Genomic DNA, 13,398 nt, shown 5'->3' on the forward strand with positions numbered 1-13,398 from the left:
ACGGCGTTGACCTCCACATGAGCAGCGGAGCCTGGATCCTGGTCGCCGCGCTGGCGATCGCGCTGGCCTTCGGCGGCTACCGCGCGCTCACCGACGGCAGGTTCCGCGGCACCCACAAGGTCCGCGGCGGCACCGACGCCCCGGCGGACCCGGCTGCCGAGTCCGCCCTGACCGGCACTCCCTGGGCCGGCGACCTGGGCGACTCCTTCACCCTGCTGCAGTTCTCCTCGGCCTTCTGCGCCCCGTGCCGGGCGACCCGGCGGGTCCTCGAGGACGTCGCGACCGTCGTACCGGGTGTCCGGCACCTGGAGGTGGACGCGGAGCAGCACCTCGACGTGGTCCGGAGGCTCGGCATCCTGCGGACCCCGACGACCCTGATCCTGGACGCGACCGGCGCCGAGATCACCCGCGCCACCGGTGCGCCGACGAAGCAGCAGGTCCTGGGCGCGCTGGGTGCGCTGTAGGTCTTGAATCTGGCCGAACGGCCCAGTCGGGGAGCCGGATTCGGCTAGGGTCACGTCGTTCCCACGACCGTCGTCCAGCGACCACCTTTCACAGAACTGGATCCGCGCCATGAGCACCGCACCCGCCGATGTCGAGCAGACGATCCGGGAGTTCCTGACCCGCGTCGAGAAGCTGCCGGAGGCCCTGACGCCCGATCTCCCGCTGTACGCCGACGGGATCGGCCTGGACTCGCTGGAGACCGCCGAGCTCTCCGCGATCCTCGAGGACGACCACGGCACCGACCCGTTCCAGGGCGACGAGCTGCCGCAGACCGTCGGCGACATCCTGTCCTTCTACGCCGCATGAGCGCTCAGCCCGCGGACGGCGGTCGCGTCGTCATCGTCACCGGCGGTAGCCGGGGTCTGGGTGCCGGGATCGTCCGGTCCTACCTGGACTCGGGTGACCTGGTCGCTACCTGCGCCCGCTCGATCACGCCCGAGGTCGAGGCGTGGATGGCCGACCCGGCCACCGCCGACCGCTTCCTGTGGGGTTCCGCCGACCTGGCCAAGGCCGAGGACGCGGACGCGTTCGTCAAGGCGGTCATCGCCAAGTGGGGCCGCGTCGACGTCCTGATCAACAACGCGGGTGTCGCCCGTGACGGCATCCACAGCATGTTCTCCGACGACGACATCGACACCGTCGTGGACCTGAACATCAAGGGCACCCTCTACGTCTCCCGCGCGGTGAGCCGGCGGATGCTCGCCCGCCGCAGCGGCCACATCGTGAACATCTCCTCGATCGTCGGGCTCTCCGGCTACCGCGGGCTCGCGACGTACAGCGCCACCAAGGCGGCGCTGGACGGCCTGACTCGGGCGCTCTCCCGGGAGCTGGGCTCGCGCGGGATCGTGGTCAACGGCATCGCGCCCGGCTACCTCAAGACCGAGATGAGCCACGGCCTGGACGCCGACCAGCTCCAGCAGATCGTCCGCCGGACGCCGGCCGGCCGGCTGGGCGACCCCGAGGACATCGCCCGGGTCTGCCAGTTCCTGACCGACCCGAAGGGCGGCTACCTCACCGGCCAGGTGATCGTGGTCGACGGCGGCCTCACGTCGTAATCGGCAGCTCCGGCGGCAGCGCACCTGCCTCCGGGCCGTCACCGGTCGGGCGCGACCGGTGCGCCGCCGTGCCCAGCATCAGGCAGCCGATGGCGCCGACGGCGAACATGGTGATGCCGACGTCGAGCAGGCTGTCGTCGATGGACGCGATCCAGACGCCGAGCACGACGAACGGGGTCAGCGCGATCTCGATCCAGGAGGCCCAGCCGCCGCGGCCGCGGGCCTGCAGGACCGCGATCAGCACCCGCCGGAAGCTGAGCAGCCCGCCGGCGGCGATCAGCCAGTAGGCGCAGTGCACGGTGGCGGTGAAGTGGTCGCCGAAGTAGTCCCGGCCGAAGGCGATCCTCAGGACCGGCTCGGCGAGGACCGCGAGGGTGACGACGCAGGCCAGGATCAACCCGGCGGAGACGCTCAGCCAGCGTCGTACGGCGACGCGCTCGGCCTCGGGGTCCGACTGCACCACGGCGACCCGGGGGAGCACCACCATCGACAGGCAGCCGCCGATGATGTTGGTCAGCCCGGCCAGCGCGAAGGCCGCCGAGTAGAGACCGAGCTGGGCGTTGCCGAGCAGCGAGCCGACCAGGGTGCGGTCGATCGAGAGCCCGTCGATCGGGCCGACGCTGCCGACGTGGTTCTGCCGGGTGAGCGCCCAGACCTCCTTGCCCTCGATCCGGTCCTTCGGGTTGCGGGTCGGCTTGCGCAGCGCGAAGAGCCGGGCGGCCGAGGTCAGCAGCGCGCTGCCGATCATCACCGCGAGCAGCTCGACGGCGTTGAGCCGGGCCCCGAACGCGAAGGCGAGGCCGAGGGCCGCGGTGACCGCGGCCTGCGGGGCGAAGTTGGTGATCGTGAAGGAGAGCAGCGGCGTGCCCTCGCCGAGCATCGCGCCGATCAGGACCCGCAGGCCCATCGTCTGGATCGCCATCACGGCCAGCGCGATCGCCAGCGCGTACTTGGTGCCGCCGCTGCTGTCGCGCTCCAGGTAGAGCAGGTAGCCGGCGGCGATCGTGGACGGGACCAGCGAGATCAGCAGCCATTGCGGCACCAGGTGGCCGACGCCGTCGCGGGTGGTGACACCGCGCTCGGCGAGCAGCTTGGTCAGCGCGTTCGGCAGGCCGCCGCCCAGGGTGAGCTGGGAGGCCATCGTGGAGAGCGCCACCACCAGCACGACCTGGCCGCGTCCCTCGACCCCGAGCATCCGGGCCGCCAGGACGCCGTTGATCGTGACCAGCAGCTGGGCGAAGATGCCGGCGGCGACGATCGCGATCCAGGTGACGGTGTCGCCGAGCTGTGCGGGGCGTTCGGAGGTGACCTCGTCGGTCTCGGAGGATTCACCGGCAGCCGTGGCCGCGTCCTCCGGTGCCGGGGTCTCTGTGTCGGGCTCACGCACCCGGGAAGCATACGTTCGTTGGTTCCCGCTCCGAGGCGGAAACCAACATGCCAGACTGTCGACTTCGCCATCCGCAGCGCCAGAAGGAGTCCGGAGCATTGTCGTCCCTGACCATGAAGGCGCTCGAGTTCATGTACCGCCGCGGCTACGAGGTGCGCCGGCACCCGGCTGTCCGCCGCGCGCGGATGCTGGCGGCGCACGAGGTCGACCTGGTGATCGACGTCGGTGCGGCGGTCGGCGGGTACGGGTCCCAGCTCCGCAAGTTCGGGTATGCCGGCGACATCGTCTCGTTCGAGCCGCTGGACACCGCCTACGCCGAGCTCAGCGCCGTCACCGGGTCGGACGCCCGCTGGAGCACCCGCCAGGCCGCGCTCGGCAGCGCGGCCGGTGAAGCGCAGATCAACATCGCCTCGAACAGCGACAGCAGCTCGCTGCTGCCGATGGGGTCCGCGCACACCGACGCCGAGCCGAGCGTCGGCATCATCGGGTCGCAGACGGTGCGGGTCGAGCGCCTCGACGACGTGATCGACGAGTTCGCGAGGCCGGAGAGCCGGATCTTCCTGAAGATCGACGCCCAGGGGTTCGAGCGCGAGGTGCTGGCCGGCGCGGCGAAGACCTTGGAGCGCTGCCGCGGCCTGCAGCTCGAGCTCTCCTTCATCTCGCTCTACGAGGGCGGGATGCTGGTGAACGAGGCGATCTCGCTGGCGTACGACGCCGGCTTCAGCATGGTCGGCGTCGAGCAGGGCTGGGCCGCCGGCACCGGTCAGATGCTGCAGGCGGACGGCGTCTTCTTCCGGCTCTGAGCGCCCGGGGACTTTCGCGCCATTCGTGGTGAAGGGCCCGATCGATCCGGTATCGTTTCGTCCCGTGGGGCACGGGGGAGTGCCCTACTTTTCGGGAATCATGCACGGGGGTGCGAGGGAGTGTTCTACCTATGTCCGTGTCCTCTGCTGCCCCGATGACGCTCAAGCAACGCGTGGCGCGGGTCGCGCCGGCGGGGCTGGTCGACTTCCTCGACCGCTTCGCGTTCGGCTTCCGCCGTACCCGGATCCGCTTCACGCACTGGTTCTTCGGCCTGTTCGGTCAGAACGTGGTCGCGAAGAAGGACTACTACTCGACGCTGCCGGTGCTCTCCGAGATCAAGGCCACCCGGGCGCGCTGGGACAAGCCGAGCAACCTCGCCGGGCTGGACATCGAGTTCGCCGCGTTGGAGAAGAACCTCGGCGCCCTGGCGGACCGCTGGGAGACCGAGTTCCAGCAGGTCGCGCCCGACCACGCCGCCAACTCCGCGAAGGGCTTCGGCCCGGGCTACCCCGCCTTCGACGCGCGAACGCTCTACTACAAGCTGCGCGAGCACAAGCCCGCCCGCTACCTGGAGGTCGGCTCCGGGCTCTCGACGTACTACGCGAGCCTGGCGGCCGGGAAGAACGCCGAGGACGGCTCGCCGCTCTCGATCACCTGCATCGAGCCCTACCCGTACGACGCCCTCCGCACCATCGACGGGTTCGAGCTGATCGAGGGCTTCGTCCAGGACATCCCGGTGGAGCGCTTCGAGGAGCTGGAGAGCGGCGACGTGCTGTTCATCGACTCCTCGCACGCGCTGAAGATCGACAGCGACGTCGCGTACCTGTTCCTCGAGGTGCTGCCGCGGATCAAGCCCGGGGTCTTCGTGCACATCCACGACGTGCACTTCCCCTTCAACGGCCCCTTCCCCGCCGACACCTGGATCTTCGGTGAGCGCCCGCCGGTGTACTGGAACGAGGCGATGGTGGTGCAGACCTTCCTGGCGTTCAACAACGCCTTCGAGATCCAGCTCTCCACGCCGATGGTGCGGCACTTCGACGAGCAGTTCCTGATCGACCGCTTCCCCGACTACACCGAGCTGGCGAAGGACGTGAACCCGCCTTCTTCGCTTTGGTTGCAGCGGGTTTCTTAGTTTTCGCCCTTCGGGCGGTTTGCCTGCGGCGCTCCGTGGCTGGGTTTGCGGGAGCGTGCCGCGGAGGGCTCCTCGCGCCATCGGCTTACCGCGTCGCTGCGACTTCTGCGCGGTGCCCGACACCTGCTTGCAGCGCCGCGCTGCGCTTGATGCTGGCCGCTCCGGGCCCTCCGCGTCCCACCCCCGCCTTGCCCGGCCCCTCTGTAGGGATACTGGAAAGCCCCTAACGGACCGTGCTTGTCGCGGGGCCTCTGCCCCCGGACGTCGCCGCCCCGGACGTCGAGCCTGTCGAGACGCGGTGACGTGCGCGCAGTCCTGACCGCCAGGGACGTCGCCCCGGACGTCGAGCTCGTCGAGACGCGGTGACGTGCGCGCCGAGGTGGTTCAGTCGCGCGGGGCCAGCCTCGGGTACTGCTTGGCCCAGGTGCGGATCTCCTCGGCGATCTCCTCGCCGATGAAGCGGTGCACGTCGGGGTTGTAGTGGAACCCGTCGTTGTTTGGCTCGGTGCCCGGCGGCAGGTGGCGGTCGATGATGTCGGGGATCCGGACCAGCATGACGTCCGGGTCGTCGTAGTCGGCGACGAGCTTGCGGAGCATCACGTTCATCATCTCGACGCGGGCCTCCATGCCCGGGAACCAGTCCCGGCCGCGAGCGCCCGGGCGCAGGAACTCGAACACCATCACGAGGGGCTTGCCGACCTCGCGGGTGCGGTCGATGTAGGCGTGCAGGTCGGCACCGGCGCGTCGTACCGTGCGCCCGAAGAACCGTCCGCCGATGCGCTTGTCGAGCTGCTGCTGCACCCGGGCCAGGGTCTTCCAGACCGGGCGGAGCAGGTGCTGGCGGTAGCGGCTGCGGATCGGCCCGGGCCGCGCCTTCAGCGAGTTGGCGTGCCGCTCGAGCCAGCGGGGCAGGAACAGGTGCACCGGCTCGTAGTAACCGGCGTTGAGGACGACGACGTCCGGGGACCAGGCCTTGATCTCCGCTTCCCAGGTCCGGAAGATGTGGCTGGTCGGCTGGCTGGCGACCGCGGAGGTCCAGACGTTCGCGCCGTGCCCGGAGCCGAGCAGCGACTCCTCAATGACCCGGCTGAAGATGAAGTCCTCGCGCTGCTGGGGACGGGCGGAGATGTCGTGCGTCAGCGAGGCCCCCTTGACCAGGACGCGGATCGGCAGCGGTTGGGCCTCGGCCATCAGGTGGTCACTCCAGGAATCGGCGTACGGGCGCGGTCAGCGCGTTGTGCCCAAGGTTAGGTGATCCCGGGGACGGCGGTCAGGCGAATCCGTCGGCTGCGGGGAGCGCCGCGTCGATCTCCGCGGCGATCCAGTCGCCGATGAGCCGGCGCATCGGCGGGGAGTAGTGCAGGCCGTCGGGGACCGGGTCGGCACCGTCCTCGAGCTGCTCGGCGAGGAGCTGGACCGGGACCAGCCGGACGCCCGGGTCGTCGATCCGCGCCACCATCGCCTCGAGCGCCCGGTTCATCGTGTCGATCCGGGCCTGCATCCCGGGGAACCAGCTGCCGGCGTTCCCGCCCGGTCCGAAGAGGGCGAGCACGAAGACCTGCGGGCTGCCCGGCGCCAGGGTGCGGGTGCGGGTGATCAGCAGCTCGTAGTCGCTGGTGATCCGGTGGGCACGTCGGCCGAAGCCGCGGTCGGCGATCCGGCCGTCCAGGATCCGTTGGGTCTGCGCCAGCAGCTTCCAGAGCGGGCGCAGCAGGTAGCCGCGGTAGCGCGTCCGCAGCGGTCCGGTGCGTCCGTTGTAGGTGTTCACGTGCCGCTCCAGCCAGTGCGGCAGCAGCGCGTGGATGCACTCGTAGTAGGCGTAGCCGTAGACGACCGCGTCCGGGCAGCCGGCCATCACCTCCGACTCCCAGGCGTCGAAGGCGTCCCGGGTCGGCTCCCCGGCCACGCCGCGGTTGACGACCTCGCAGGGGCGGCCGCGGTCGAGCAACCCGTTCTGGATCCAGCGCGGGAAGGTGTACTCCCCGGGCGCGCCGTTCCAGTCCGGCGTCATCACGACCAGCGACGAGCCCTTCACGAGCACCCGGAGCGGGTGCGGCAACGGTGCCTTCTGGGCGTTCATTCGGCTTCTGTCCCCCTGACTGGCCGCGGGTGCGTCAGGTGTCGAGGAGTCTCTCGACGTCCTGGCGGTCCGCGTCGACCATCAGTCTGGCGAGATCCAGCGCCGTCGTCCCGGCTTTCCAGCCCAACTTCTCGAACGCGTGGCTGGAGTCGCCGATCAGCGCGTCGACCTCGGAGGGCCGCTCGAAGCTGTCGTTGTACTTGACGTGGTCGTTCCAGTCGAGCCCGGCGTGCGCGAACGCGGCCTCGCAGAAGTCCTTCACGGTGTGCCCGACCCCGGTGGCGAGGACGTAGTCGCCGGGCTCGTCGGCCTGCAGCATCCGCCACATGCCCTCGACGTACTCCGGCGCGTAGCCCCAGTCCCGGACCGCGTCCAGGTTGCCGAGCTCGACGTGGTCCTGGATGCCGGCCGCGATGGCCGCGACGGCCTTGGTGATCTTCCGGGTCACGAAGTTCTCGCCGCGGCGGGGCGACTCGTGGTTGAACAGGATGCCGGAGACCGCGAACAGCCCGTAGGCCTCGCGGTAGTTCACGGTGACCCAGTGCGCCTGCAGCTTCGAGGCCCCGTACGGCGACCGCGGGTGGAACTTGGACTCCTCGTTCTGCGGCGGCGGCGTCGAGCCGAACATCTCCGAGGTGGACGCCTGGTAGAAGCGGCAGTCGAGTCCGGCCGCGCGGATCGCCTCGAGCAGGTTCAGCGTGCCGATGGAGTTCGTCGACGCGGTGTAGTCGGGCATCGCGAAGGAGACCTTGACGTGGCTCTGCGCGCCGAGGTTGTAGACCTCGTCCGGCTGGATCTCCCGGATCAGGTTGACCAGGCCGACGCCGTCGGTGAGGTCGCCGTAGTGCAGGTGCAGCGCCTCGTCGGTGTGCAGGTGGTCGATCCGGCCGCGGTTCATCGACGACGACCGGCGTACCAGGCCGTGCACCTCGTACCCCTTGGAGAGCAGCAATTCGGCGAGGTAGGAACCGTCCTGGCCGGTGATCCCGGTGATGAATGCGCGTTTCATGATTGGCGAACTCTAGCCCGAGACCGGGCTGCCGATCGGCCGAGGCCGACGGATGGCTACCCTGGCGAATCTGCTGCGGGTGGGGAATCCGCTCAGTAGAGTGAACGCCGAAGCGAACGCGTTCTCGGTGCCGCAGCTGCCCTCGCAGCCTGTCCGGCTGACGTAGTCCAAAACGGTGATCTCAGGAGGATCCGCTGTGAGCAAGGTCGATGTTCTGGTTGCTGGTGGCGGCGGATTCATCGGCGGCCATCTGGTCGCCGATCTGTTGAGCCAGGGGCTCAGCGTCCGCTCGGTCGACGTCAAGCCGGTCGAGGAGTGGTACCAGGTGCACGAGGGCGTCGAGAACGTCGTCGCCGACCTCTCCAAGCTCGACAACGCGCAGGCGGCGACCGCGGGGGCCAACGAGGTCTACCTGCTCGCTGCCGACATGGGCGGCATGGGCTTCATCGAGAACAACAAGGCCCTCTGCATGCTGACCGTGCTGACCAGCACGCACCTGCTCGAGGCGGCCCGCGACCAGAACGTCGAGCGGCTCTTCTTCTCCTCCTCCGCGTGCGTGTACGCCGCGGGCAAGCAGACCGACCCGAACGTGACCGCGCTGGTCGAGGCCGACGCCTACCCGGCGATGCCGGAGGACGGCTACGGCTGGGAGAAGCTCTTCACCGAGCGGATGTGCCGCCACTTCGAGGAGGACTTCGGTCTGACTACCCGGATGGCGCGCTACCACAACGTCTACGGCCCGAACGGCACCTGGACCGGCGGTCGTGAGAAGGCCCCGGCGGCCGTCTGCCGCAAGATCGCCACCGCCGCGATCACGGGCAAGCACACCATCGACATCTGGGGCGACGGCGAGCAGACCCGTTCCTTCATGTACATCGACGACTGCGTCAAGGGATCCCAGATGATCCTCAAGGGCGACAGCAACGAGCCGGTCAACCTGGGCAGCGACGAGCTGGTCACGATCAACCAGCTCGTCGACATCGTCGAGGGCATCGCCGGCATCAAGTGCGAGCGGGAGTACGACCTGACCGCTCCGCAGGGCGTCCGCGGCCGCAACTCCGACAACACCCTGATCAAGGAGATCTACGACTGGGCTCCGTCGATCACCCTGGCCGACGGACTCGCGAAGACCTACGCCTGGGTCTACGACGAGGTCAAGCGCTCGCTGAGCTGATGCGCGTCCTCGTCCACGACTTCGCCGGCCACCCGTTCCAGGTCGAGCTGAGTCGGGAGTTGGCACGTCGTGGCCACGACGTCACGCACTCGTACTGCCCTGCCTGGGTGTCCGGCAAGGGCAACTTCGAGGGCAGCGAGCGGCTGCTGATCGAGCCGGTCGGTCCGACCGAGCCGATCGAGAAGGACCAGTTCGTCAAGCGGTTGCTGGTCGAGCTGGTTCTCGGCTGGCAGCTGCTCCGGCAGGTGCGCCGTACCCGGGCCGACGTGGCGATGATGTCGAACGCCCAGATCCCCACCCTGGTGGTCTTCGCGATCGGGATGCTGCTGCTGCGCAAGCCGTGGGTGCTCTGGCACCAGGACGTGTACGCCGTCGCGATCAAGTCGTTCGCCGGCGAGAAGCTGGGCCGCGGCTTCCGGCTGGTCGCGACCGTCTTCACCGTCGCCGAGCGCTGGGTGTCGCGCCGGGCCGCCGCGGTGGTGGTGATCGCCGACTCGTTCGTGGCGGTGCACGAGGAGTGGGGCACCGCGGAGAAGACCACGGTGATCCCGAACTGGGCGCCGCTGGACGAGATCTTCCCGGTCGACCGGTTGAACGCGTGGTCGGGCGAGCAGGGCCTCGACGAGGTCCGGACGCTGCTGTACTCCGGCACCCTCGGCCTCAAGCACAACCCGGAGCTGCTGGTCGGCCTGGCTGCAGCGGTTCGCGACGCCGGTACGCCGGTGCAGCTGGTCGTGGTCAACCAGGGCGCGGCCGAGGCCGTGCTGCGCGCCGAGGCGGAGCGGCTCGACGTACCGCTGATGCTGCTGCCGTTCCAGCCCTACGAGCGGCTCCCCGAGGTGCTCGGGTCGGGGGACGTGCTGGTGGTGCTGCTGGAGCAGGACGCCGGGGCGTTCTCGGTGCCGTCCAAGACGCTCTCGTACCTGTGTGCGGGCCGCCCGATCGTCGGGTTCATGCCGGCCGAGAACCTCGCGTCCCAGCTGGTCGGCGACGTCGACGGCTGCGTGCTGCCGCCGAACGCGGACTCGCTGCCGGCGGCGGCGACCTGGGTGGCCGGCGTCCTCGCCGACCGCGAGGAGCAGGCGCGGCTGGGGAAGCAGGCCCGGGCGCTGGCCGAGCGGGAGTTCGCCCTGGAGGGCTGCGCCGACCGGTTCGAGACGATCCTGACGACGGTCTCGTCTTAATCCGTGGACACGAGTCTCATTCTTTGAGATTGGCGTTTCCGCCCGCGACCAGGTTCGGCCTAGGCTTCTGATCGTGTTCACGACCATGCTGACCAAGCGCCGCGCAGTGGATCACTGCCGCACGCGCTCGTCGCTGTGTCGAATGTCCTGACGGGACGCCCAGCCTCGTAAGAGAGCGACCGCCAGTGCGGTTCGTCTCCGAGCCTGACCAACTCCGGCGCGCATGCCCGATCCCGGGCGCCGCTGAGCGTCCCGTCCGCAACGTCCAGGACCCGACACCTCCTCCGAAGGGAGCAGCCATGAGCAAGCCCGCAGTTCAGATCGATCCCCGCGGCCCGCGGTTCACCGCCGGCGTGACGCTGGTGCTGTTCGCCGTGGTCCTGGTGACGGCGCCTTCCGTGGTCGGCATCGTGCTGCTCTCGGTGCAGGTCGCGTTCTTCGCGATCGGCGCCGGACTCGGGGTCCAGCACACGCCGACCGCCCAGGTCTTCAAGTACCTGGTCCGTCCGCGGCTCGCCGCACCGGATCACCTCGAGGACGCCGCACCACCCCGCTTCGCCCAGGCCGTCGGCCTGGCCTTCTCGGTCGTCGCCCTGGTGGGCTACGCGACCGGTGCCACTCTGCTCGGCCAGATCTTCGCCGGGTTCGCGCTCGTCGCCGCCACGCTGAATGCCGTCTTCGGCTTCTGCCTCGGTTGCGAGCTCTACCTGCTGGGACGGCGTCTGCTCGCTCCCCGCGCCAAGAACACCACCACACCCAATGAAACGAACAAGGAAGAAGTAGCCGTATGAGCCGCGAATCAGCACTCGTCAACGCCGACTGGGTCACCGAGCACCTCGATGACCCGAAGGTCGTCCTGATCGAGGTCGACGAGGACACCTCGGCGTACGACCGCAGCCACATCCGTGGCGCGATCAAGCTCGACTGGACCACCGACCTCCAGGACCAGGTCCGTCGCGACTTCGTCAACAAGGCGCAGTTCGAGGCCCTGCTCTCCGAGAAGGGCGTCAGCAACGACAGCACCGTCGTGCTGTACGGCGGCAACAACAACTGGTTCGCGGCGTACGCGTACTGGTACTTCACACTCTACGGCCACGCCGACGTCAAGCTGCTCGACGGCGGTCGCAAGAAGTGGGAGCTCGACGCCCGCGAGCTGAGCGACGAGGTCGTCAAGCTGGACCCGACGACGTACGTGGCCCAGGACCAGGACCTCTCGATCCGCGCGTTCCGCGACGAGGCCGTCGCGGCCATCGGCGTGCAGAACCTGGTGGACGTGCGCAGCCCCGACGAGTACGCCGGCCGGCTGCTCGCCCCGGCGCACCTGCCGCAGGAGCAGTCCCAGCGTGCGGGGCACATCCCGACGTCCGTCAACGTCCCGTGGAGCAAGAACGCCAACGACGACGGCACCTTCAAGTCCGACGCGGACCTCGAGGCGCTGTACGCCGAGGTGGGCTTCGACGAGACCAAGGACACCATCGCGCTGTGCCGCATCGGTGAGCGCTCGTCGCTGACCTGGTTCGTCCTCCAGGAGCTGCTGGGCAAGAAGAACGTCAAGAACTACGACGGCTCCTGGACCGAGTACGGCTCCCTCGTCGGCGTTCCGATCGCTCTCGGCGACGAGCCGGGCGACGCCTGATGTGCGGCGCGGTCAAGGGCGGACTCTCCCTGGACGGCGTGGACGTCGCCAAGGAGGCGATCATCCAGGGCCAGGTGCTCCGCGGTGACGTCCCGGTCGGCAACGCCTACGTGCGCCTGCTGGACAAGTCCGGCGAGTTCACCGCCGAGGTCCCGACCTCGGCATCCGGGCACTTCCGGTTCTTCGCCGGCCCGGGCGACTGGACGCTGCGCACGCTCGCCCCGCAGACCGACCCGGTCGACAACGCCGTGACGGCCGCCAAGGGCGTCGTCGCCGAGGTCGAGGTCGTGCTCTAGCTCCGGGTTCACCGCAAGGGCCCCGCCACCGATCCGGTGGCGGGGCCCTTTGCGTACCCGGACCTGCCTATGTCGCGGGTGGGGTCGGTGGGACGCCGCAGCGCCCCACCAGTCACCTTCGCAGGTCGGTGTACGCGCAGCGCGGCGAGGCGGGACCGGACTAGCGGCTCACTCCGGCTTGCGGGCGAAGACGTCCAGCACGATCCGGGGGACCGGGCCGTGCTTGATCGCGGTGTCCATCGCGAAGCCGGTCGGGCGGGCGATGCCGGCGGGCATGCCGAGCGAGTTGAGGTACATCGAGGACTTCAGGCTGTAGCGGGCCTTCGGGATCGCCTTGACGTCGCGGAACCCGTGGCGCTCGAGCAGCGCCACCATGCTGCGGGTGGTGTGCAGCTGCCAGTGGTGCTCGGCGACGCGGCGGTCGACGATCCGGGTGAAGCGGCCGCTGGAGCCCTTCAGCGCGGCGAGCGCCATCCGGTCGACCACGGTCCAGCGGGGGGTCTGCAGGTACATCAGCCCGCCGGGCTTGAGCAGCTTGAAGCAGTCGTCCACGAGTGAGTCGACGTCCTCGACGTGGGCCAGGACGCACCACATCGTCAGGGCGTCGTACGCGTTTTCCAGCGCGAGCTCGGGCAGCTCGCCCAGCAGCAGGTCGACGTCGTAGCGCGACTTGGCGAGCTCGACCGCCCCCGCGTGCAGCTCGTTGCCGCCGACGCCGAACCCGTTCTTCCGGGCCAGGTCGAGGAACTTGCCGTCACCGGCGCCGACGTCGAAGAGGTTCAGGTCCGGGCGGCCGGCGAGCAGCTCGGCGAGCATCGCCAGGGCGTCGTCCCAGGCGTCCTCCATGGCGCCCTCGCGCTTGGCCTGGACGTAGCCCTCGTAGTCGAAGGTCAGCGCGCCGGCCGGGTCCTCCATGTCGTGCGAGTACGTCGACCGCTCGGCCCAGGCCCGCAGCCCGCAGACGCGGCATCCCAGCACCCGGCGTCCGGTCTTGCGCGACGGCGGGTACAGCACGACGTCGTCGGAGAGGCAGGCCGGGCACGATCGGATCGAGGGTGAATCCGTGGTCGGGGAGGGCAAACCGGACTCCTAGGTCTTCTGATCCCGGCCCGTGGCGGGCAGCCGGGGTGACGGGGC

At 69.5% G+C, this 13,398-nt stretch carries 15 protein-coding genes; 10 read left to right on the top strand and 5 right to left on the bottom strand.

The features are described 5' to 3' along the window. Positions 1-17 precede the first annotated feature (17 nt). The 3 genes from EFK50_RS00090 (at position 18) to EFK50_RS00100 (ending at position 1,559) form a co-directional block, all read left to right on the top strand. Entirely contained in the window at positions 18-464 is a 447-nt protein-coding gene (locus EFK50_RS00090) for a thioredoxin family protein (RefSeq protein WP_123225518.1), read from the top strand. Positions 465-573: 109 nt separating this feature from the next. Continuing rightward, positions 574-810, top strand: a complete 237-nt coding sequence (locus tag EFK50_RS00095; RefSeq protein ID WP_123225519.1) for a phosphopantetheine-binding protein — start codon at positions 574-576, stop codon at positions 808-810. Further along, the gene (locus EFK50_RS00100) at positions 807-1,559 is read left to right on the top strand and encodes an SDR family NAD(P)-dependent oxidoreductase (protein ID WP_123225520.1); all 753 of its coding nucleotides are present in this window, start codon (positions 807-809) and stop codon (positions 1,557-1,559) included. Before EFK50_RS00095 ends, EFK50_RS00100 begins: the two co-directional genes overlap by 4 nt. Here EFK50_RS00100 and EFK50_RS00105 read toward each other — a convergent pair. Further along, entirely contained in the window at positions 1,549-2,946 is a 1,398-nt protein-coding gene (locus EFK50_RS00105; protein WP_183407618.1) for a lipopolysaccharide biosynthesis protein, read from the bottom strand. The genes EFK50_RS00100 and EFK50_RS00105 overlap by 11 nt on opposite strands. A gap of 98 nt (positions 2,947-3,044) precedes the next feature. On the opposite strand from EFK50_RS00105, the gene EFK50_RS00110 reads away from it, so the two are divergent. After that, positions 3,045-3,749 carry an FkbM family methyltransferase gene (locus tag EFK50_RS00110; protein WP_183407619.1) on the top strand — a complete coding sequence of 235 codons (705 nt, stop codon included), beginning with the start codon at positions 3,045-3,047 and terminating at the stop codon, positions 3,747-3,749. Between the two features lie 155 nt (positions 3,750-3,904). After that, positions 3,905-4,882 (top strand): class I SAM-dependent methyltransferase, encoded by a 978-nt coding sequence (locus EFK50_RS00115; protein ID WP_183407620.1) that lies wholly within the window; start codon positions 3,905-3,907, stop codon positions 4,880-4,882. A 384-nt stretch (positions 4,883-5,266) separates the two neighbouring features. Here EFK50_RS00115 and EFK50_RS00120 read toward each other — a convergent pair whose 3' ends face one another. From EFK50_RS00120 to gmd, 3 genes are all read right to left on the bottom strand, one after another. Next, positions 5,267-6,073 carry an SGNH/GDSL hydrolase family protein gene (locus tag EFK50_RS00120; protein ID WP_123225523.1) on the bottom strand — a complete coding sequence of 269 codons (807 nt, stop codon included), beginning with the start codon at positions 6,071-6,073 and terminating at the stop codon, positions 5,267-5,269. A gap of 79 nt (positions 6,074-6,152) precedes the next feature. Next, positions 6,153-6,962, bottom strand: coding sequence for an SGNH/GDSL hydrolase family protein (locus EFK50_RS21960; RefSeq protein ID WP_183407621.1), 810 nt, complete (start codon positions 6,960-6,962; stop codon positions 6,153-6,155). Between the two features lie 34 nt (positions 6,963-6,996). Then, a complete protein-coding gene (gene gmd / locus EFK50_RS00130) occupies positions 6,997-7,971 on the bottom strand; it encodes a GDP-mannose 4,6-dehydratase (protein ID WP_183407622.1) in 975 nt (324 codons plus the stop codon). Positions 7,972-8,167: 196 nt separating this feature from the next. On the opposite strand from gmd, the gene EFK50_RS00135 reads away from it, so the two are divergent. From EFK50_RS00135 to EFK50_RS00155, 5 genes are all read left to right on the top strand, one after another. Beyond that, a complete protein-coding gene (locus EFK50_RS00135; protein WP_123225525.1) occupies positions 8,168-9,145 on the top strand; it encodes an NAD-dependent epimerase/dehydratase family protein in 978 nt (325 codons plus the stop codon). Then, a complete protein-coding gene (locus tag EFK50_RS00140) occupies positions 9,145-10,329 on the top strand; it encodes a glycosyltransferase family 4 protein (protein ID WP_123225526.1) in 1,185 nt (394 codons plus the stop codon). Before EFK50_RS00135 ends, EFK50_RS00140 begins: the two co-directional genes overlap by 1 nt. A 299-nt stretch (positions 10,330-10,628) precedes the next feature. Beyond that, positions 10,629-11,120 carry a DUF4395 domain-containing protein gene (locus EFK50_RS00145; RefSeq protein ID WP_123225527.1) on the top strand — a complete coding sequence of 164 codons (492 nt, stop codon included), beginning with the start codon at positions 10,629-10,631 and terminating at the stop codon, positions 11,118-11,120. Continuing rightward, complete coding sequence (locus EFK50_RS00150; RefSeq protein ID WP_123225528.1) at positions 11,117-11,965, top strand: sulfurtransferase; 849 nt, start codon at positions 11,117-11,119, stop codon at positions 11,963-11,965. The genes EFK50_RS00145 and EFK50_RS00150 overlap by 4 nt, the downstream gene beginning before the upstream one ends. Continuing rightward, on the top strand, positions 11,965-12,261 hold the full coding sequence (locus EFK50_RS00155; RefSeq protein WP_123225529.1) for a DUF1416 domain-containing protein: 297 nt from the start codon (positions 11,965-11,967) through the stop codon (positions 12,259-12,261). The genes EFK50_RS00150 and EFK50_RS00155 overlap by 1 nt, the downstream gene beginning before the upstream one ends. A 168-nt stretch (positions 12,262-12,429) precedes the next feature. Here EFK50_RS00155 and EFK50_RS00160 read toward each other — a convergent pair whose 3' ends face one another. Further along, entirely contained in the window at positions 12,430-13,341 is a 912-nt protein-coding gene (locus EFK50_RS00160; RefSeq protein ID WP_148046002.1) for a class I SAM-dependent methyltransferase, read from the bottom strand. Positions 13,342-13,398 lie beyond the last annotated feature (57 nt).

This window comes from Nocardioides marmoriginsengisoli (genome assembly GCF_003725695.1).
In the GTDB taxonomy this organism is placed as follows: Bacteria; Actinomycetota; Actinomycetes; order Propionibacteriales; family Nocardioidaceae; genus Marmoricola; species Marmoricola marmoriginsengisoli.